This is a genomic window from Rufibacter immobilis, assembly GCF_003721565.1.
In the GTDB taxonomy this organism is placed as follows: domain Bacteria; phylum Bacteroidota; class Bacteroidia; order Cytophagales; family Hymenobacteraceae; genus Nibribacter; species Nibribacter immobilis.
The window spans coordinates 104,103-124,533 of the sequence record NZ_RJJE01000003.1 but is presented as its reverse complement, the minus strand read 5'-3'; the positions used below and the strand labels follow the sequence as shown (position 1 = coordinate 124,533).

The window sequence follows — 20,431 nt, the reverse complement described above, 5'->3', positions numbered from 1 at the left end:
TCCCCAATCCCTTCCAAGGGGGACGAAATGCGTACAAAAAAATATACATCAGCCTATTCATACTTTAATCAAGCTCCACCAGCTTAACCCCTCACTTACCCTATGCTAGTAGATAACTCCCCTCCTGGGAGGGGCAGGGATGGGTTACAGACCACCCTCTCAATCCGTGTCACCTTAGCGTAATTCCGCTGCACCTCACTGTATTTTAACAATACTTTTCCGCTACAGGAAAGGGCTTTCGGTTTGGCGGGGTTTGCTGTCACCAGTGCGGGGAGGGTGGCGTTTAGGGGCCGTTTTTTGGAATTTAGCCCTAAAACGCTGGAACAGCCCAAGAAAGGTTGCTTCCCACCAGGTTTGCTGCATAATTTAGCCGCCGTTCCTGCAGGCATGCAGCACACCAAACTCTCACCAAACCTAAACCCCATGCACAGAAACCTTCTGTTCTCCCTTGTGAGCCTCTGTTGCCTCGCGTTCCTGCAGGCCTGCTCCACCTCCAAGCCCGTCGCTCCGCAGGAGCCAGTCGCGGCGCAGCCAAGTCCCCCGGCCCCCGGTTCCAAAGCCGAAACTGAATTCAGGGCCGCCTGGGTAGCCACGGTGGCCAACATCAACTGGCCCAGCAAACCCGGTCTCAGTACTGAGGAGCAGCAGCGCGAAGCCATTGAACTGCTGGATTTCCTGCAACAGCACCACTACAACGCGGTCATTTTCCAGGTTCGGCCGCAGGCCGATGCGCTTTATAAGAGTGACCTGGAGCCCTGGTCTTATTACCTCACCGGCGAGCAGGGCAAAGCCCCGGCCCCGTACTATGACCCGCTGGAGTTCTGGACCGAAGCCGCCCATGACCGTGGCATGGAACTGCACGTGTGGCTCAACCCATACCGCGCCCACCACGTGGCCGGTGGCCCTGTAAGCGAGCAGTCTATTGTGAAGAAGCGCCCCGAGCTGGTGGTGCACCTGAAAGAAGGCTATTACTGGCTGGACCCCGCCCAACAGGGCACGCAGGACCACTCCTACAACGTGGTCATGGACCTGGTGAAGCGCTATGACATTGACGGCGTGCACTTTGACGATTACTTCTACCCGTACCCGTCTTACAACGGCGACCAGGATTTTCCGGATGATGTTAGCTGGGCGGCGTACCAGAAAAGCGGCGGCACCTTGTCCAGGGGAGATTGGCGCCGGCAGGCCGTGAACCAGTTCATTGAGCGCCTCTACAAAGGAATTAAAGCCGAAAAAGCGCATGTGAAATTCGGGTTGAGCCCCTTCGGGATTTGGCGGCCCGGTTACCCGGCCTCGGTGCAGGGCTTTGACCAGCACAACGTCCTCTACGCCGATGCCCGCCTGTGGCTGAACAAAGGCTGGGTTGACTATTTCTCGCCGCAGCTGTACTGGAAGATCAACCAGATGAACCAGAGTTTCCCGGTGTTGCTGGGCTGGTGGTCTCAGGAGAACACCATGAAACGCCACCTGTGGCCCGGCATCAGTGTGGGCCGCGACAGCAGCGCGCTCAACGTGCAGGAGATCATGAGCCAGATCATGATCACGCGCGGCATGTTGCCCAGCAGCAAAGGCGTGATCCACTGGAGCCTTTCCTCGGTGACCAAAAACCCGCCCATGGCCAAAGCCCTGCTGGCCGGACCTTATAAGAATGACGCGCTGGTGCCCACCAGCCCCTGGTTAGACCGGGTTGCCCCGGCCGCCCCTTCCATCAGCACAGAACTGCAGGGCGACAGCGTGCGCGTGGTGTGGGTGCCCAAAGAGGCCAAAGATGCGTTCAGAACGGTGGTATACTACCAGTACGGCAACGCCTGGAACTACAAAGTCCTGAACCGCAACGACCGCTCCTTCACGCTGCTGCGCTCCTTCACCGATAAAGCCGGGGCCGCGCTTCCGCTTAAGAAAGTGGCTGTTACCTCCGTAGACCGCATGGGCAACGAAAGCGACCGCCAGGAAGCCACCCTGCCCGAAGCGGGTATGTAACCTCGGGGGTTGCTTCAATAGCGCTACAAAACAACTCGGCCTGCTTTCTCTGATGGGAAGCAGGCCGAGTTGTTTTTATGAAAGAACGAACGGGGGGAGAGCGCTTGCGCTGGTTTTGGGCTTCTTTTCAAAAAAGAGCCCCTAAACGCAAGATGCTTTACAGGTTTGCTTTAGGCTCCGGCACCCGGGTAAAATTCAGGTCCTGAAAATCATAGCTGAAATCAGTGAGCGGGGAAATGGGCTGCATGGTTATGCCCTGGGCGCGGCCCTCAAAGTCCAACGAGAAATTTACGAAGGCATCGGCGTCCATGCTGCGCTCGGTCCATTTTACCACGTAGGTAGTGCCTTTGTAGGGAAACAGTGCGCCAGAAAGTTTAGGTGACTTTTTAGCGGCAAACCAGAGCTGGCCGTTCTTCTGGGAAATCAAGGCCTCGCCCAGCCACGGGTCACGGTAGGTACCCAGAAAGGCGCTGTAGTTAGGGTTCTTTTTCTGCTGCTTCTGGGCGGTGGCTACTTGTTTCCAGATGGCATCGGTCACGTTGCCGGCGCTGGCCAGCGACTCCTGCCGGGCTTTGGCGTACTGGGCTACGCGGTCTGTGCCGGTGAGGCCCAGGTAGCTGTCTTTGATTTGGTCAGCGATGGCCCTGAACGCACCGCCTTCCTGCTGGTTGGTCAGGACAATAACGCCCAAGTTCAGTTCGGGAATCATGGTGATTTGGGTGACCATGCCTTCCAGGCCGCCGGTGTGGTTGAGCTGTTTGTAGCCTTTCACGTCTGAGAGGTTGAAGCCCAGCCCGTACGCGGCAAAGTGGGTGTTGTACGGCCCCGGGTTATTTACCGGGATAAGCGTTTGCGGGGTCTGGAGTTCTTTGCTCACGGCTTCAGAGAACAGGCGCTGGCCGTTTCCGTACCGGCCGTGGTTCAGGTGCACCAACACCCATTTGCTTAAATCTGCCACGCTGCTGTAAATGCTGGCGGCGGCGTGGTCTACGGCAGAGCGGTGGCGTTGAATCACGCGCACCTTGCCGTCTACTACCGCGTGGCCGTCTATCACGTTGGTGTGGTCTTTCAGGCGCTCATAGCTGGCAGCGGTCTCGGTCATGCCCAGGGGCTGTAGCAGGCGCTCCTCCACAAATTGGTCCCAGCTTTTGCCGCTCACGCGGGCCACCACTTCGCCAGCTACCAGGTAAAGGTTGTTGTCATAGTCATACCTGCTCCGGAAACTGGAGGTAGGCTTGATGAGGTGGCGCAGGTTGTAGATAATATCCTGTAGCGTGAAACTGTTAGAGTCTGGCCAGAGCATTAAATCTCCCGCGCCCAGCCCCAGGCCGCTGCGGTGGGTGAGCAGGTCCCTGATGGTGAATTCCTCGGTTACGTAGGGGTTGTACAGCTTGAACTCCGGAATATAGTCCTGCACCTTGGCATCCCAGGTGAGTTTTTTCTCGTCTACCAGCAGCCCCAGCGCCGCGGCCGTAAACGCCTTGGTGTTAGAGGCTATCCCGAAGCGCGTGTGCGCATCGGTTTTCTCGTGGCTGTTCAAACTCCGCACCCCGTAGCCTGCCGCGTGTACCACTTTCCCGTCTTTCACCACGCCCACCGCAATGCCCGGCACGTTGAACGCCTGTAGGGTGCGCTGCGCCAGTTCGTCTATCTGCGCGCTGGTGAGCCCTTGGGTGAAACCGAGGGTGGTGGTTATGAGGAGGAAGAGGGTGAGGAGGAGGGGTTTCATTTTGTTATTTGTTGAGGAAATGGTCCGCAAACTGAATGATGAGCATTTATTAGCACATTAAAAATTGCTATTTAGCATAAAAAGGCTTTTTGACTTGAATCATATTTTGATATTCATTAATATGTTTGCTTGCTGCCACCAGTACTATTAAAAAGGCAAGTCAGGGTCATCAAATAAACTTTCGTCAGTATCATTGAAAAAACTTACGTCAGTATCGTCAAAATAACTTCCTCGTGGTGCACTAGCAGACCTCTCATTTCGAAATTGAATTCCAATTGCTTTCTCTTCTTGATTTAAAAAATAGTCTTGATTGAAAGAATAGATATCTATGGATTCGTCAAGAATAACGTGTAAATGATTTTCATAATTAATCGACCTAGGATAGACTCTCCATCTCGTAATTGGTCCAGGGATTGTTATTGTCTGGTTGTTACTTAAAATTACAATTAATGCGTTTTCGCATTCGACAATATTTCCGAAGTATGCTGTTCCGCCGTTTGTGACTTCTCCTTTCCAAGCTTGAAGATTCAAAGAAGTTAATATTTGAAATTTTTCCTCACCTTTTTCTTCATTAGCATAATTGTTGAATTTAATAATTTCAAATCCACCATTTCTTGCTTTGTAAATTTTGTCAGCAATTCCCCAGCTTACAAAATGTTGATTTGAATTTGTTTTAAATAAAAATTTGTCCGTGATTTTTTCTTCAAAATTTCTTGAAATATCCTTTTGGCCTGTGGGGTTTAGCTTTGCACTCCATTTGAAGGTGGCTAAAAAAGACTCTTTGATAAGTGAGGTATTGTAGATGTTAAGATAAGAATAGTTAGAAAAAGAAGAATGTTCGCTACTAACTTGATAAATCGGTTTTTTAGTCTCTACTTTTTTTAAATTCTCTGGTTGAGCTCTTGAAGTATTAAGCTCAAATAGGCCTTCATCTCCACCTGACAATGCTATTTGAGGATATTTATTAGCTTTTATAGATAATAAATTACAGTCCCAAAGTTTCACAGGTCTTGAACTTACAGGATACTTTTCAGATTTTGCTCGATGGACGGAACCTGAAAAAAGTCCTTCATCATGAATAAAATATAATTGATTACTATAAATTTCAGTATCAGTTGGTAAAATTCCTGTTGGAGTCTCTTGTTCTCCAATTAAAAATTTTTCTAATTTGTTTTGTGTGATTTCAAATATTTTATTTTCTAATCTCTGAAATTTTTTTAACAATAGCTGTTTGAAATCTTTATCTTTAAATAGTTCAATTAATGAAGATTTATAAAGATAGTTACCATCTAAAAAACTGAAAGTAAAAGCTATTTTGTCTGTTTCTTTTTTTATTAAACTTTGAATAATGGAAGTCCAATCGTATACTTTTAGTCCACCATCAAAATCCCATAGGTACAACCTGCCACGATATATTTGGCAGTCATAATAATCTCCTTTTATACTTATTTTTAAAGGTCGCACGGTTGTCCTCTTCTTATTTTGTTCATTTTTGCTTTAGTCAAATATCCTTTGTCTACCCAACTCTTGAGTATAAAAGTTGGCGGTCTATCTTGAGACCGTCTTAGGTAATCGGCTGGGTACCCATGCCAAATATCATTTTCGTTCCCATCAACAAATTTTGCTAGTTTGAGGGTTTCATTCTCAAAGTTATGCCCAATATATTGTAGAACAGAATCTATTGCTTTTACTCCCCAACTATAATTATCTTGTATCCACTCCGATATTTTTGATTGTTTAAAGCATTCAACTTCTTCATTGAAATCAATTGTCCATACAGTTTTTTTTGGATTTCCTGTTGCGCGATGTTGAGAAGAAATAATATATGTTGTCTTTGATTCTTCTTTTAACTCAATTTCAATTTTGGTATCTGTTGTATATGGCATTGTTGATGATTTTCAATAGAAATCAATTTTTTGATAACTGCATCACTACAATCATTTTGGTTACACTGAATTTGTTCAATGCAGTTAACCTTTCAAAATAAGAATCAACTGCACTTAAATAATATATGGTTTTCGAAATACAATATAAGGTATTTCATTCTGTTTCCCACCTCTTTTCCCAAAAACAGCCCCAAAACGCAAAACCACCGCCTCCGCCTGCAAAACCCAGAAAGAAATCGCACCTTTGCAGAAGTTTCGGCGGGGGAACCGTAAAAGGGGAGAACCGCCACCACCTCGGCCGCCGGCCGGAACCTTTGCGCCCATGAAATTCGAGGATTACCATATCAACCCCGCCATCAAGAAAGCCCTGGACAAACTGGGCTTCAAGAAACCCACCGATATCCAGTTCAAAGCCATTCCGCCCATCTTGAAGGGCGAAGACGTGCTGGCCATCGCGCAGACGGGCACGGGCAAGACCGCCGCGTTTGCCATACCCGTGCTGCACCTGCTGCATGAGCGTAAGCAATACGGCCGGCAAGACGGCATCAAGTGCCTGGTCATGGTGCCCACCCGCGAGCTGGCCATCCAGATCACCGAGGTGTTCCACACGCTGGGCAAGCACACCCGCGTAGAGACCATGACCGTGTTTGGCGGCGTGGAGCAGGCCCCCCAGATTGAGAAACTGCAAGACGGCATAGACGTGCTGGTGGCCACGCCCGGCCGCATGTTTGACCTGGTGAGCCAAGGGCACATCCGGCTGGAGCGCGTAGAAATGCTCATCCTGGACGAGGCCGACCACATGCTGGACCTGGGCTTCATCAAAGACATACGCGACGTGCTGCGCCACCTGCCCCGCAAGCGGCAGACGCTGTTCTTCTCGGCCACCATCAATGAGCACATCAAAGACCTGGCGTACTCGCTCGTGACCAAGCCCATTAGAATCCAGATTTCGCCCAAAGACCCCGTATCTAAGAACGTGGACCACTCGGTGGCCTATGTGGGCATGGATGACAAGCGCTTCTTCCTGGAGCGCGTGGTGAAAGAGAACGAAGGCAGCAAAATACTGGTGTTCGTGCGCACCAAGGTGCGGGCCGAGCGCGTGCACAGCGCCATGGAACGCGTGGGCATCACCACCGAAACCCTGCACGGCGACAAAGACCAGAAAGACCGCCTCAACTCCCTCAACCGCTTCAAACGCGGCGACGTGAAAGTACTCATCGCCACCGACGTGAGTTCCCGCGGCATTGACATCCCCAGCGTGGAGTACGTGGTGAACTATGACCTGCCTGACGTGCCCGAAAACTACGTGCACCGCGTAGGCCGCACCGGCCGCGGCACCCAGAAAGGAAAATCCGTCTCGTTCTGCAGCCCCGAGGAAAAACCCATCCTGGACCAGATTGAAGAATACCTGGGCAAACCCATCAAAGTGCTGGAAATAGAAAAAGGCGACTACACCGCCACCATTGACTTCTCCGCCGAGGTAAAACCTGACTTGAAATCTCTGCTGCGCGAAGTAGAGGAGTTTGAGAACCAGAAGAAAGGCAAGAAAAAACCGAAGGGGAAGAAGTAGGAGCGAAGTACATTTGCAAAAGCCGTTTAGGGGCTGTTTTTCCAAAAACAGCCCCTAAACGGCTTTTGGGTTTTATGGGTGGGTAGGAGAGGGGCTTCCTTTTAGGAAACCTTTATTAATAAAAAATGAGAGGTATTTATCAAGAAAGTAAGAGGTAAACGATAACTCTCTCTAAGCGCAGATTCTCCCCTTGAGGGGAGATAAAGAGGGGTGTTTACACAGGAGAGTACGCATTGTTAAATATTCTTCTTTTATGACCCAGAAGTAATTTCCGCGCCATAGTTGGGAACGCCATGACCTGCAGGTGTAAACACCCCTCTTCGCTCCCCTCAAGGGGAGAATCTGTGCTTGCAAGGGGAGGATCTATGCTTGTAAGGGGGAATCTGTGCTTGGTAGATTATTTTGCTGAGATACTGATAATATATACACAGGAGAGTCACTTCTGCTGGTTCTTATGCTCCTCTATCCAGTGGTAAATCTCCTCCACCACATATCTGATATTCCGCTTCACATCAATGTCTTCAAACCGGAGGAACTTCACTCCATACGCTTTTAACTCTTGCTCCCTCTGTTGGTCATACGCTACCTTATCATCATGGCTATCCCCGTCAACTTCTATGGCGAGTTGCAATTCATGGCTGTAAAAGTCAACGATGTAGTGGAGCATTGGCACCTGCCGGTGGAATTGAAAGCCTAATTTTCTGTCTTTGATTTCTTCCCACAGCAACACCTCTGCCAAGGTGCTGTTCTGGCGAAGGTATCTGGCCTTCTCCCTTAAATCTTGGCGATATGGTATGATTCTGTTGGGCATTCGAGCTATTTACGAAATGCATGCCCGGCAGGTGTAAACACCCTTTTTTAGAACTGCGATTGGTGCCTCAAACTCTCGTTTAGAAATCCTTTATGGGAGTACCAAAAAGTAATTACTGATTTTGAGAGCTTATATCAAGCTTGCCTCCCCAATTTGCCAGCCCTAAATACCTCACAGGTTTTGAAAACATGTGAGGTCTACCTCAGCCACCGCCCTTCTAAAAGCTCCTCACCATCCCACTTACATTCAAAGTGATAAAACAAGTCTAAACATTAGTAAAAGAGTTTCGTATTTTATTTTTAGGTTTGTCTAAAAATATGTTTTAGTACATTTAATATTGAACATGCGAAAACAATTACTTCTGCTAGTTGGGTTTTGGCTGTCCCTTGCCGCCGCTGCCCAACAGGTGACCATCACTGGAAGCGTGCGCGACGCGCAGACGCGGGAGCCGCTGGGTTTCTGCAACATTAGTGTAGTGAATAGCACCCTCGGCACCATGGCCGATGAGAAAGGGAAATTCACCCTGAAGCTCCCGCAAACTCAACTGAGCAGCCAACTGGTAGTTTCCTTTCTGGGCTACCAGAACGATACCCTCTCTTTGCAGGCGGGGAAAACCAGTTACCAAATCAACCTTCGGCCCACGGCCGGGAAACTGAACGAGGTGGTGGTGACGGGCACCATGAAGGAGATGAGTAGGCTGGAGAGTCCGGTGCCGGTGGAGGTGTACACGCCTGCGTATTTCAAGAAGAACCCCACGCCCAGTTTGTTTGAGGCCGTGGGCATGATCAATGGGGTGCAGCCGCAGCTTAACTGCAATGTCTGCAACACCGGTGACATCCACATCAACGGCATGGAAGGCCCGTACACGCTCATTCTCATTGACGGCATGCCCATTGTGAGCAGCCTCTCCACGGTGTACGGCCTCAACGGAATCCCTAACAGTCTGGTGGAGCGGCTGGAGGTGGTGAAGGGGCCGGCGGCTTCTTTATATGGCTCTGAGGCAATGGGCGGCATCATTAACGTGATCACCAAAAGTCCGCTGAAGGCGCCGCGGGTGAGTGCCGAAGTGTTTGGCACTACGTGGGGCGAGGTAAGCTCAGATGTGGGCGTGAAGTTTAAGGCTGGTCAGGCGCACGGGCTGCTGGGTATTAACTACTTCAACTACCAGAACCCGTTGGATAAAAACCAGGACGGCTTCACCGATGTCACCTTGCAGCAGCGCGTCTCTGTGTTCAACAAGTGGGACTTTGAGCGGAGGGAGAACCGATTAGCCAGCATGGCTGCGCGCTACGTGTACGAAGACCGTTGGGGCGGACAGATGGACTGGACCAAGGAACACCGCGGCTCTGACCAACGCTACGGCGAAAGCATCTACACCAAACGGTGGGAACTGATTGGGCAGTACCAACTGCCGGTGTCAGAGAAAATTATGGCTCAGCTGTCGGTGAACCGGCACCAGCAGAACTCCTTCTACGGCACCACGCCCTTCCACGCCGACCAGACCGTGGCCTTCGGGCAGCTGTACTGGGACAAGCCGCTCACGCCCCGCCACAACCTGCTGCTGGGCACCTCGTTCCGCTACACCCACTATGATGACAACACCCCCGCCACGGCCTCCAGTGATGCCGCCAGCCCTCAAAATACCCCTGTGACCACGCCCTTGCCCGGCGTGTTTGTGCAGGACGAATGGACCCTCACCGAGAAGCACAAGCTGCTGCTGGGCTACCGCTATGACTATGACAAACGGCACGGGCACATCCAGTCGCCCAGGGTAGCGTACAAGTGGTCGCCGGGGCCGCAGCATACGGTTCGCGCGAGTTTCGGGACAGGCTACCGGGTGGTGAGCCTTTTCACCGAGGACCACGCCGCCCTCACCGGGGCCCGCGAGGTGGTCATCACCGAGGAACTGAAGCCGGAGCAATCCATCAACAGCAACCTCAACTACATTTGGCAAGCCCCGCTGGATGCCTTTCTGGTGACCGTAGACGTGACCGGCTTTTACTCGCGCTTCAGCAACAAGATCATCGGCGACTTTGACACTGATCCGCAGAAAATCATCTATTCCAACTTGCGCGGCCATGCCGTTTCCAAAGGCATTACCGTGAACACCGAGTTCTCGTTCTACAACCCCCTGAAACTTTCGGCGGGCGTCACCTACATGCAGGTGTACCAGAAAGAGGCCGAAGGCGAGGGGCCGCTGGTGAAGCGGGTGCAACTGCACGCCCCGGAATGGTCGGGGAATTTCCTGGCGGGCTACACCTTTGCCGGGAGTTTTACGGTAGACCTCACCGGCACCTTCTACGGCCCCATGCGACTGCCCATCCTCCCTAATGATTACCGCCCCGAGTACTCGCCGTGGTTCAGTCTGGTGAACGTGCAACTCACCAAGAAATGGCAGAACGGGCTGGAGGTGTTTGGCGGCGTGAAGAACCTCTTCAACTTCGTACCGAAAGACCCCATCATGCGCCCCTTTGATCCGTTTGACCGCATGGCGGCTGACCCCATCTCCAACCCCCACGGCTACACCTTTGATCCAAGCTACAACTACGCTTCCTTGCAGGGCATGCGCGGATTTCTGGGCGTGCGGTATAATTTGTTTCAATAGGAAATGGCATTCTGTGTTTAGGGGCTCTTTTTCCAAAAACAGCCCCTAAACACACAGGAGACAGCAAGTTGTACAGGCGGAGTTACATTTGGCAGAGAAATTGGTTTCAGCAGAACAGGTAGAATACTTGAAGGAACCACCGTGAGCTGTACCTCCTTTTCTGCATAGAGGCGCAAGATTTAGCCGTGGAGTAAATAGGGGAGATATATCCATTTAAAAGTAGAGGGCAGCCGTATACCTTAAGTATGATGGAAAGCCAATATCCCGAAGGATCAACCGTATATGCAAACGAACAGCCCGAACAGAAACTAACCGTAAGGCGCTACGCGAAACGCGTTTATTACTGCACCGTGCAGGACCAGCCCAACCAACGGGAACTGGTGTATTACGGACGTGAACTCAGCTTTGGCCCAGATAGGGCCAAGCAATAACCAACTAAAAAGGAGAAGGCCACAGGATTATCTGTGGCCTTCTCCTTTTTAGTTGGTTTATACCAGAACAGGTTTGTCCAGCGGGTGCGCAGTTGCCTGGGGTAGCGGGCTTAGAATGCCTTCTCTTTCTGGACCGGCTTCTAGCGGTTCTTTTGCCTGCGCCTCATAGGCTTCTTTGCCCAACTTTCTGAGCATGCGGTAATGTGAGGCCAGGGCCGCCCTGAAACTTTTAATCTCCAGATAAGGCAGATGAAACTCCTCGGCGGTTTGTTTCACAATTCTGGATATAGCCGGGTAATGCACATGGCATACCTTAGGGAACAAGTGGTGCTCTATCTGCCGGTTCAGGCCGCCCAGCAGAAAACTGGCCACCACGCTTTGAGGGGCGAAATTGGCGGTAGTGCGCATCTGGTGGTTTGCCCAGGCTTCTTCCACGTTGCCCTGCTCATTAGGAACCGGAAAATCTGTGCCTTCCACCACGTGGGCCAGCTGGAATACCAACCCCATGACGGCCCCTTCGGCCAGGTGCATGATCAGGAACCCAAGAGCCGCCTGCCACCAGGCAAGATCCAGTACCAAGAGGGGCACCCCAATAAATACGAAGTAGTGGACAAACTTGTAGAAGAACAGGTTGAAATACTCCCGTTTAGGGTGTTGGTTACGGTGCTGGCCAATCTGCTTCTGGAAGAATTTCACGTAGTCTTTCCGCAGCGCCCAAGACAGCGAGGCTAAGCCGTACAGCCAGAAGGCATATACGTGCTGGAAACGCTGCACTTTATTAACCTTCTCGCTTTCATCTAACCTAATAAGGCCTGGAGCTACTTCAATGTCTTCGTCGTGGCCGGGTATGTTGGTGTAGGTATGGTGCACCACATTGTGTGAGATACCCCACAGATAAGGATTTGCCCCAATGAGGTAAAAGAGGTAGCTAAGGCCTTTGTTTACCTTGCTGCTCTTGGAGAAGGAACCGTGTATGGCATCATGGCAGATATTAAAGCCAATGAACGCCGCAAAGGCGCCCAGGGCCAAGGTTAAGCCTACCATTACCCCCATGCCAAACCAGCCGGAGAGAATCAGAAAGTAAAGGGAGAAGAAGCCCGCCAGAAAGAAAGCAGTCTTGATCCACATGAAAGTGTTGGCGTGTTTAGAGAGCCCGTGTTCCTGGAAATAAGCATCTACGTTTTTTCGGGCTGTGCCGAAGAACGCAGACTGATTGGTATTGATGAATTTTAATTTTTGTGACATGTGTGCTTGATAAAAACTGGAATAAACTTCTTGATGTGGTTATCCCAGTGCCTCAAGCGCTGCAAAAACAAATCAGAAAGGAGGAAAGAATTGGAAACTGCTCTTGAAGAATGGTGATCTATCTGAATATACACAAAGGTGCAGTTTCCGGTGGCGACAGATAGGAGGTAATCGTATTTGTACAACGCTACTACTACGGTATTAGTGCCACCCTCGGTCTAGTATTTCCTCTAAATATATGAAAGACCAAGGGTGGCACCTGAGTTCCTCTGCTAAACAGTTTAGGTATGGACTTGTTTCTCTGTGGTTTACTGTGCTACTGAACTGGGCCTTTCTCCCAGAGCGCCTTTCTTAAAAAGTATGCACCAACCAAGGCAGATGCGGCAAAGAAAAAAGCCGAGGTGATCTTTTTGTACCGATTGGTAGAAGCGGGTTTGTCTTCCATTCTGGAGAGGTCAAGATAAGCCGGGCCTTCCAGCACCTTTCCGTCTACCCCGAAGCGGCTGCCGTGGCAGGGGCAATCCCAGCTTTTCTCGGCTTTGTTGAAATGCACCAGGCAGGCCATGTGCGTACACACCGCCGACACCACGTGCAGTTTGCCGGTATCATCGCGGTACGCGCCGTAGTTCTTGCCGTCCATCTCAATGTTCTTCCCGTCGCCCGGCTTAATATCGGCTAGTTCCTCTACCTGGCTGCGGTACGGCAGGTCTTTGAGGTATTGGGCCATCACGTCTACGTTTTCCTTGATAAACTTGCCAGCCGCTTTCTTGGGGTTATGGCGGGTAGGGGAGTACATCTCGGCCCACTGGTTTTCCTTGCCCAGAATGAGGTCGCTGATGATCATGCCCGCCAGAGTCCCGAAGGTGAGGCCATCGGCCTCGTAACCGGTGCCCACGTAAATCTCTGAGTTTTTGTCCCGGCGGCCAATGTACGGCAGACTGTCGGCGGGTTTGTAATGTTGGGCGGCCCAGCGGTATTCCACATTCTTCACATCAAACCGCTCGCGCGCGAACTCCTCCAGTTTCCGGAAAGAGGCTTCGTTGTCTTCTTGGTGCCCCACTTTGTGTGGTTCGCCCAGAATGAGCAGAAACGGCTCCCCGGCATCGTTCACGTAGGTGCGCATGGAGTGGTGGTGCATGGCGTGGAAATCCCAGAAGGTGCCCTCGGGGTAGGGCGAGTTCAATGACACTGCCAGCGCGTACTCGCGGTAGGGCCCCAGCAGCGTGTGCAGGAACCAGATGCCCTTGGGTGTGTGGGTGGCGTGGATGACCTGTTTGGCGCGTACTTTCCCGTGCTCGGTGTGCACCACATTGGGCGAGCCTTCCTCCACATACGTGACCTGTGAATTCTCAAAAATCTGGCAGTTGGGCCCCGCGGTGTGGGCGGCCAGGCCTTTGACGTATGCCATGGGGTTAAACTGCGCCTGGTTTTCTACCCGCATAGCCGAACTGATGGGGAAAGGCAGCGCCGATTTGCTTTCGTCCAGATAAGCGGGCAAACCCGCCGCCTGGGCGGTCTCCGTCTCGGCGCGGATGAAGGCGTCTTCTGCCTCGTGCTCGGTGAGCAGGTAAAACGGGATGCGCTTGAAATGACAGTCAATCCCGAACTGCTGGGTCAGGCGCTCAATCTGGTCAATGGCCGCGCTGCGGGAGGCTACCAGAGCCTTCACCGTTTCAGGGTCGTACTTCTTTTCCAGCACGTTGAGGTAGGAGCCCACGGGCGCGTACAGGTTTCCGGTGGAGTACCCGGTGGTGCTTTCGGCTACCTTCAGGGCTTCCAGAACCACCACCCGTTTGCCCGCCGTGGCCAGCAGATGCGCGGCGGTCATGCCGGTGATGCCGCCCCCGATAATCACGACATCGGTCTCCATCTCCGTTTGTAAGGTGGGGTAGAAGGTTTGATCGGCGTCTTGCCGCCAGATTGAGTCTGTTTTCATAGGTTTATCTTAAGTGAAGCGTTGCGCGGTATTTGCTTTCTTTAACGGAACCGTCTGGAAAAAGTAAGTCTTTCCGCGCCATTGAGCTTCTGCCAAAGCCCAACTTCCTTTGCGCTTTCCCCGAATACACCAGAGAAACCCAAGACAAAATGAATCCCTACTATACATCAAGAGTTATCCTGATTACCGGAGGTGCCCAAGGCATTGGGCGGGGCATGGCCCAGGCGTTTGCCCGCGAAGGCGCCCAGGTCATCCTCACCGATCTGGACCCCGAGGCGGGCGCCGATGCCCTGACCTGGCTGGACAGCCAATACCTGAAAGCGCACTTTGTGGCCTGTGACGTACGCCAGGAGCCGCAGGTGCAAGCGCTTTTCCGGCAGGTGGCCGAACAGTACGGGAAGTTGGATGTACTCATCAACAACGCTGGCATTGCCTCCCCAGCCCGCAAGCCGCTGCACGCGTTACCCACGGCAGAGTTTGACCAGGTGCTGGGCGTGAACCTGCGCGGACCGTTCCTGTGCGCCAAGTACGCGTTGCCCTTGCTGGAGAAAGCCCAGTACCCGGCTATCCTGAACATTACCTCAACCCGCGCCTTCATGTCTGAACCAGATACGTTCGGGTACTCGGCCTCCAAGGGTGGGCTGGAGGCGCTCACGCATTCGTTGGCGGTGAGTTTGGGGCCGCAGCGCATCAGGGTCAATGCCATCAGTCCGGGTTGATCACGGGCCAGAGCCTCACCATAGACGGCGGCATGACCGTGAAAATGATTTACCACGAATAGCCGTTTAGGGGCTCTTTTTCCAAAAACAGCCCCTAAACGCAAAGCAGCTTGGCGGCAGTTATTTTGGATTTTACTCCCAAATACAAACCTTTCTCCTTTCTTTTGCGGTACATTGCTAAGAACCCAACTCAACTGCCTATGCAAAAGCTGCCCGAAAACCCTGTTCTGATGTACGTTACTGATCCAATGTGCGCCTGGTGCTACGGGTTTACGCCCATCGTGAGGAGGCTGAAGGCGCTTTGGTTCGGGCGGATTTCGGTGCAGGTGCTGGTGGGTGGTTTGCGGCCGTACGCCCAGGAGCCTCTGACTTCTTCAGACAAGGACAAGCTGGCTGTGAGCTGGCACCGGGCCCAGGAAAAATCACAGTTACCCTTTGACTACGGCTTCTTTCTGCAGCCCCAGGCGGTGTACAACACTGAGCCGGCCTGCCGCGCCCTGCTCACGGTGCGCCACTTGCGGCCAGGCTTAATCCTGGAGGTACTGCGCGCGCTGCACTCAGCGTTTTACGCCGATGGGCTGGACATTAGCCAAACCGAGGTGCTGGTGAAGGTGGTGCAGCCGTTCGGGATCACGGAGAACCTGTTCCTGGCCGTTTTTGAAACCGAGGAAATCTACCAGCAGACGCAGCAGGAGTTTGAATTGGTGGAGCGCCTGGGAGTGAGCACGCTGCCCAGTGTGTACCTAGACCATGCCAGCGGCCCCCGCCTTATCTCCCGCGGTTTCTGCCAACTCCCCGAGTTGGAGGACCGTCTGCTGCAGGCCCTGCAGATTCCTTTTTAGGGCGTCACATCATTTTCCTTCTCCCCGCAGCGCGGCGTAGTGCCGCCTGAATTTCTCCTCCAGTCCTTTGGCTTGTGGCAGGTTGGCCGCGTGGGTGGCCTGTACCAGGTTTTGCAGGCCGTACAGGTTCAGTTGCTTTTCCCGATCATCATAAGCCGGCTGGGTTTGGTAGTAAGTCAGGAGTTGGTCAAAGCGCTGGCCCAGCAGTTGGGCGAGTTCCTGGGCTTCCTTTTGCATGCCCGCCTGCGCCAACGGCCACACCAAGGCCACACTCTCAAAGTTGTGCGGTGCCCCGGCGTCTGGCAGGATCCGTAAGCATTTCTGGAGCACTTTGCGGGCGTTTTCGGGCTCGCCGTGGTGCAGATACGCCAGGGCCAAGGCTGCGAAGTTACGGCGGTAAACGGGCACTATCTGGTTCACAAAATTCTCCTCATAATAATTGTCTGGCTTGGAAAGGCCGGTGAACCGGAACTGCTGCATGAGGTTGCGGTAGGTGCGCACGCGGTCCACGAAGGCTTCGCTCTCGGGGTCTGGGTTGCGGGCGGGTGTCAGGCGCAAGGCCATGCCCTCCAGTTGCAGGAACGGTTGCAGACCCAGCTCGGCCGTTTCGCTGCCGGTAGAGGCGAAATAAATGGGGCGCCGCCACTGGTTAGAGGCCATGATATCCAGCAGGAACAGGTGTTTCTTTTCCAGGGCCTCGGCCTGTAGTTCCCACTGCATTACATCTGGCACCTGGGTGGCCCTTTCCTGAGCTACCGTCCGGTTTTGCAGCACCGCGTTTCTATGCACCTGCAACTGTAGCTTTTTGGTGGGCAAGATGCTGAGGGTTCGGCCGTCCTGGGTCTGTACCTGAAGGGCCGGGTGGCGCTGTTGGAGCAGGTGCAGGTACTGGTTCAGGTCCATGCCGCTGTCCTGCACGCTGGGGTTGGGCACGTAGGGCAGGTAATTGTTCGTGCTGTAGGCATAGTGCGGCATTTCCAGTGTGGAAGGCAAGGCGGCCGAAGCGTTTACCTGTCGTTTGGCTTGCTCAAGGTACCAATCGGTGTTGAGGTAGGTCATGACCAGCACGCGCACATCGGTCCTGAAACCTTCCACCTCCTGCGCGTACCACAGCGGGAAGGTGTCGTTGTCGCCGTTGGTGAACAGAATGGCGTTGGGGGCCACGGAGCTCAGCAGGTTCTTCGCCGAATCAAGGGCGTGGGACCGGCCGGAGCGGTCATGGTCGTCATAGCCTTCGGCCAGAATGAGGACCGGCACCAGAACCGAAAGCCCAATTGCCAAGCCCGTGGCCGGCGCTGCCTGTTTCAGGAGTTTCCGTAACCCTTCGGCCAAAGCCAGGACCCCAAGGCCCATCCAGAGGCTGAAGGCGTAGTATGACCCGGCAAAGGTGTAGTCGCGTTCGCGGGGTTCTACGGGCGGCTGGTTCAGGTACAGCACAATGGCGATGCCTGTGAAAAAGAACAGCAGGGCTACGGTCCAGGCATCGCTGGTTTGGCGCCTAAATTGGAAAAACAGCCCCGAAACGCCCAGTAGCAGCGGCAGCAGGAAAAACTGGTTCCGGGCTTTGCTGGAGGAGAGCGGCGCGGGCACATCGTGCTTCCGTTCCCAGGGCCAGAGCACCCCGGCGTGCTGCGTGTCATGCTCCCGGCCAATGAAATTCCACCCGAAGTACCGCCAGTACATGTGTCCCAGCTGGTAGTGCCACAGAAAACTCAGGTTCTGCCCAAAAGTGGGTTTCTGCCCCGCCTGCACGTTCACCCAGTGCTGGTAAGCCCGCAAATGCACGGGCTGGTCGGAGTACAGGCGGGGCAGCAGCGACTTGTCCTGGTCAGCGTACACCGGATCGTATTTGGCATCTACTGCCTCGTATCTGCGGTTTTTGGGCGCGTAAATGGACCCGGCTTGGTCAAAACGCTGCGCCTGCCCCTGAAACTGCGGCCCGTACAGCAGCGGCCGGCTGCCGTATTGTTCGCGCTTGAGGTAACTCACAAAGCTGAGGATGTTCTCGGGGTTGTTCTCGTCAATGGGCGGGTTGTAGCCGCTCCGGATAGGCACCATAAGGTAAGAGGAGTAGCCCACCAGTACCAGCACCACCGCCACCAGCGCCTGGTGCCACAGCACCTTTCCGGTTCTCTTCGCCCAGCGCAGCCCGTAGACCAGCCCGGCCACCAGAAGCACCAGAAAAATAACGGCCCCGCCCCCGTAAGGCAAGCCCAGGCTGTTCACGAAGAATACTTCAAACGCCCCGGCTACGGAGGGCAAACCGGTAATAACGCCTTCCATCACGGCCAGCACAATGGCCGCGCCCACGGCTAAAGCCGCTATAATGCCCCATTTGGAAGGTGTGCGGCGGCGCAGGTACACCAGCAGGGCAATGGCCGGTATAGCCACCAGGTTGAGCAGGTGCACCCCAATAGACAAACCCACCAGGTACGCCAGGAACAGCAGCCAGCGGTTCGCCTCGGGTTGGTCTGCCTCGGCTTGCCACCTCAGCGCCGCCCATACCACCGCCGCCGTGAAAAAAGAAGACATGCCGTACACCTCGGCCTCTACCGCGCTAAACCAGAACGAATCAGTGAACGCGAAGCCCAGCGCCCCCACGGCCCCGCTACTGAGCAGCAGCAGGCGTTGGTGGAAGGTAGGGCCTTCGGCCGAAAGCGGAAGCAGGCGCTGGGCCAGCAGTGTGATGCTCCAGAACAGAAACAGCACCGTGCCCGCACTGCTCAGCGCCGAGAGGAAGTTCATGCACCAGGCCACTTGGGTGGCATCGCCGAAGCTCAACAGCGTGAACAGCCGCCCGATGAGCAGGAACAGCGGCGCCCCCGGCGGATGCGGAACCTGCAGTTTATAGGCTGCGGCAATGAACTCGCCGGTATCCCAGAAACTGGTGCTGGGCTCCAGCGTGCGCACGTACACCGCCAGCGCCATGAAGGCCGTGCCCCAGCCCAACAGCGTGTTGCTCCGCCGGTACACCCGCCAGGCGGGCAGAAGAGCTGGGGTTTGCGTTTCCGGGCTGTTTTTCCTGAAAATGGCCCAAAACGGCACCAGCAAGCCCAACACCACCAGTGCCGGACCCAGCGTGAGCCCCAGAAAGCCGTAGCCGTGCGGGGTGCTATCCGTGGCCATCAAGAGGAAACCCAGGGCAATGACGCCAATGCCCGCTAACAGAGGAATGAACTGCCGTCTGGTGAAGAGGAGGGGAGCAATGGGCAAAATGACAGGTTTAGGCGACTGAGTTGGGCTGATTTTGAGGGCCATAGGTAGCAGAAGTAAGTCTGGTGCAAACTTATCGGCTGGGGCAACGCACTCTGGTTAACGGTTTGTAAAAAGATGTTAATGAGATGTTAATGACCCGGGAAGCACGCAGAAATTCTGTACTTTAGCCCCATGAGCCGTCAAAAGATTCAAAGGATTTTGGTGCTGGCGTGCGTGGCACTGGTGGCGCTGCTGAGTGTGCAGTTGGTGTGGCTGAACAAAGCCTACAATGCCCAGGAACGCGCCTTCAACCACAGCGTGCAGGTGGCGCTGACCAGCGTCTCTGACCAGTTGCTGACCAAGGCCGGAAAGGAAAACCTTACTTCGGCGGAGCCGGTGCAGCAGGTGGCCTCCAATTTCTTCGTGGCCGAGCTGAATGCCGACGTAGACCCTGCCCTGGCGAGTCAGTTGTTGCAGCAGGAACTGGCCAAGCGCCAGCTGCACGACCGTTACGAGTTTGGCCTCTACAACAGCCTGGATGACACGCTCATGTTTGGGAAGTACATCGCGGCTCCGCAGCGGCAACTCGCCACGGACAAAGCCCCGGTGATTCGGCATGAAGTAGCGGGAGCGGTGCCGATGTATAACCTGGCGGTGGTGTTTCCGGGCAAGACGTCGTTTATCCTGAAGGAGATGGAGTTCTGGTGGTATTCAACCGGCGCGCTGCTGCTGGTGGTGCTGTTCTTCGCGTACACCATGTTCCAGATTCTGCGCGAGAAACGTCTGGCTGAGCTCAAAACCGATTTCATCAACAACCTCACCCACGAACTGCAGACGCCCATCACCAACATCGGGTTGGCCAGCGAGGTGCTCCGCAAACGCTCCGAGACGCTTTCCCCGGACCGGTTGACCCGCTACCATGACCTCATTTATTCCGAGAACGAGCGCTTGCGGGCGCAGGTGGAGCGGGTGCTGCAGATGGCCACTCTGGAACGGCAGGAACTGGCGCTGAAGAAAGAAACCATTGACCTGCACGCGCTGCTGGAGGAGACCGGTCAGAACCTGACCCCGCGGCTGCAGCAACGCGCCGGCCATTTAAGATTAGACCTGCAAGCTACCAATCCCCTCATCCACGCCGATGGCTTGCACGTGGCCAACGCCCTCTACAGTTTGCTGGACAACGCCGAGAAATATTCTGCCCAGGCCCCCGAGATTGAGGTAAGCACCCAGAACACCGACCAGGGTATTTTGATCAGCATCCGGGACCGGGGCATCGGGATAAAGCAGGAGTTCCAGAAGTTTCTGTTTGACAAGTTTTACCGCGTGCCGCAGGGCAACGTGCACAACGTGAAAGGCTTCGGGTTGGGGTTGAGTTACGTGAAGGCCATCATGGAGGCGCACCACGGGCAGGTGACCGTAGAGAGCACCGAGCAGCAGGGCACCTGTTTCCGGTTAGTCCTGCCGGTGAGGTAAACCAGCAAC

General features: G+C 53.9%; 14 protein-coding genes. 7 read left to right on the top strand and 7 right to left on the bottom strand.

Translation table 11 applies throughout. The features are described 5' to 3' along the window. The first annotated feature begins 423 nt into the window (after positions 1 to 423). A complete protein-coding gene (locus EFA69_RS05475; protein ID WP_123132198.1) occupies positions 424 to 1,980 on the top strand; it encodes a glycoside hydrolase family 10 protein in 1,557 nt (518 codons plus the stop codon). Between the two features lie 157 nt (positions 1,981 to 2,137). Here the strand turns inward: EFA69_RS05475 and EFA69_RS05470 are convergent, their stop codons facing one another. The 3 genes from EFA69_RS05470 to EFA69_RS05460 all read right to left on the bottom strand — a co-directional run bounded on the left by EFA69_RS05470 (position 2,138) and on the right by EFA69_RS05460 (position 5,595). Then, a complete protein-coding gene (locus tag EFA69_RS05470) occupies positions 2,138 to 3,709 on the bottom strand; it encodes a serine hydrolase (RefSeq protein ID WP_123132095.1) in 1,572 nt (523 codons plus the stop codon). 147 nt (positions 3,710 to 3,856) lie between these two features. Then, positions 3,857 to 5,173 (bottom strand): hypothetical protein, encoded by a 1,317-nt coding sequence (locus EFA69_RS05465; protein ID WP_123132094.1) that lies wholly within the window; start codon positions 5,171 to 5,173, stop codon positions 3,857 to 3,859. Next, positions 5,161 to 5,595: a hypothetical protein gene (locus tag EFA69_RS05460; RefSeq protein ID WP_123132093.1), complete on the bottom strand. Its 435-nt coding sequence runs from the start codon at positions 5,593 to 5,595 to the stop codon at positions 5,161 to 5,163. The genes EFA69_RS05465 and EFA69_RS05460 overlap by 13 nt, the downstream gene beginning before the upstream one ends. A 322-nt stretch (positions 5,596 to 5,917) precedes the next feature. Between EFA69_RS05460 and EFA69_RS05455 the strand changes: the two genes are divergently transcribed. Beyond that, positions 5,918 to 7,165: a DEAD/DEAH box helicase gene (locus EFA69_RS05455; RefSeq protein ID WP_123132092.1), complete on the top strand. Its 1,248-nt coding sequence runs from the start codon at positions 5,918 to 5,920 to the stop codon at positions 7,163 to 7,165. A 436-nt stretch (positions 7,166 to 7,601) separates the two neighbouring features. On the opposite strand, the gene EFA69_RS05450 is transcribed toward EFA69_RS05455, so the two are convergent. After that, positions 7,602 to 7,976, bottom strand: coding sequence for an endonuclease domain-containing protein (locus tag EFA69_RS05450; protein WP_123132091.1), 375 nt, complete (start codon positions 7,974 to 7,976; stop codon positions 7,602 to 7,604). Between the two features lie 343 nt (positions 7,977 to 8,319). On the opposite strand from EFA69_RS05450, the gene EFA69_RS05445 reads away from it, so the two are divergent. Beyond that, positions 8,320 to 10,581: a TonB-dependent receptor gene (locus EFA69_RS05445; RefSeq protein WP_123132090.1), complete on the top strand. Its 2,262-nt coding sequence runs from the start codon at positions 8,320 to 8,322 to the stop codon at positions 10,579 to 10,581. A 245-nt stretch (positions 10,582 to 10,826) separates the two neighbouring features. Beyond that, entirely contained in the window at positions 10,827 to 11,012 is a 186-nt protein-coding gene (locus tag EFA69_RS05440; protein WP_123132089.1) for an SET domain-containing protein, read from the top strand. A 57-nt stretch (positions 11,013 to 11,069) separates the two neighbouring features. On the opposite strand, the gene EFA69_RS05435 is transcribed toward EFA69_RS05440, so the two are convergent. Together EFA69_RS05435 and EFA69_RS05430 are read right to left on the bottom strand one after the other, a co-directional pair. Then, positions 11,070 to 12,257: a fatty acid desaturase family protein gene (locus tag EFA69_RS05435; protein WP_123132088.1), complete on the bottom strand. Its 1,188-nt coding sequence runs from the start codon at positions 12,255 to 12,257 to the stop codon at positions 11,070 to 11,072. Between the two features lie 316 nt (positions 12,258 to 12,573). Further along, on the bottom strand, positions 12,574 to 14,193 hold the full coding sequence (locus tag EFA69_RS05430) for an FAD-dependent oxidoreductase (RefSeq protein WP_123132087.1): 1,620 nt from the start codon (positions 14,191 to 14,193) through the stop codon (positions 12,574 to 12,576). A gap of 149 nt (positions 14,194 to 14,342) precedes the next feature. Between EFA69_RS05430 and EFA69_RS05425 the strand changes: the two genes are divergently transcribed. Next, positions 14,343 to 14,912 (top strand): SDR family NAD(P)-dependent oxidoreductase, encoded by a 570-nt coding sequence (locus EFA69_RS05425; protein ID WP_317125620.1) that lies wholly within the window; start codon positions 14,343 to 14,345, stop codon positions 14,910 to 14,912. A 200-nt stretch (positions 14,913 to 15,112) separates the two neighbouring features. After that, positions 15,113 to 15,754 carry a DsbA family protein gene (locus EFA69_RS05420; RefSeq protein WP_123132197.1) on the top strand — a complete coding sequence of 214 codons (642 nt, stop codon included), beginning with the start codon at positions 15,113 to 15,115 and terminating at the stop codon, positions 15,752 to 15,754. Between the two features lie 9 nt (positions 15,755 to 15,763). Here the strand turns inward: EFA69_RS05420 and EFA69_RS05415 are convergent, their stop codons facing one another. Further along, positions 15,764 to 19,012 carry a DUF3098 domain-containing protein gene (locus tag EFA69_RS05415; RefSeq protein ID WP_123132086.1) on the bottom strand — a complete coding sequence of 1,083 codons (3,249 nt, stop codon included), beginning with the start codon at positions 19,010 to 19,012 and terminating at the stop codon, positions 15,764 to 15,766. 129 nt (positions 19,013 to 19,141) lie between these two features. Here EFA69_RS05415 and EFA69_RS05410 point away from each other — a divergent pair, with 129 nt between their 5' ends. Next, positions 19,142 to 20,422, top strand: coding sequence for a sensor histidine kinase (locus EFA69_RS05410; protein ID WP_123132085.1), 1,281 nt, complete (start codon positions 19,142 to 19,144; stop codon positions 20,420 to 20,422). The last annotated feature ends 9 nt before the right edge of the window (positions 20,423 to 20,431 follow it).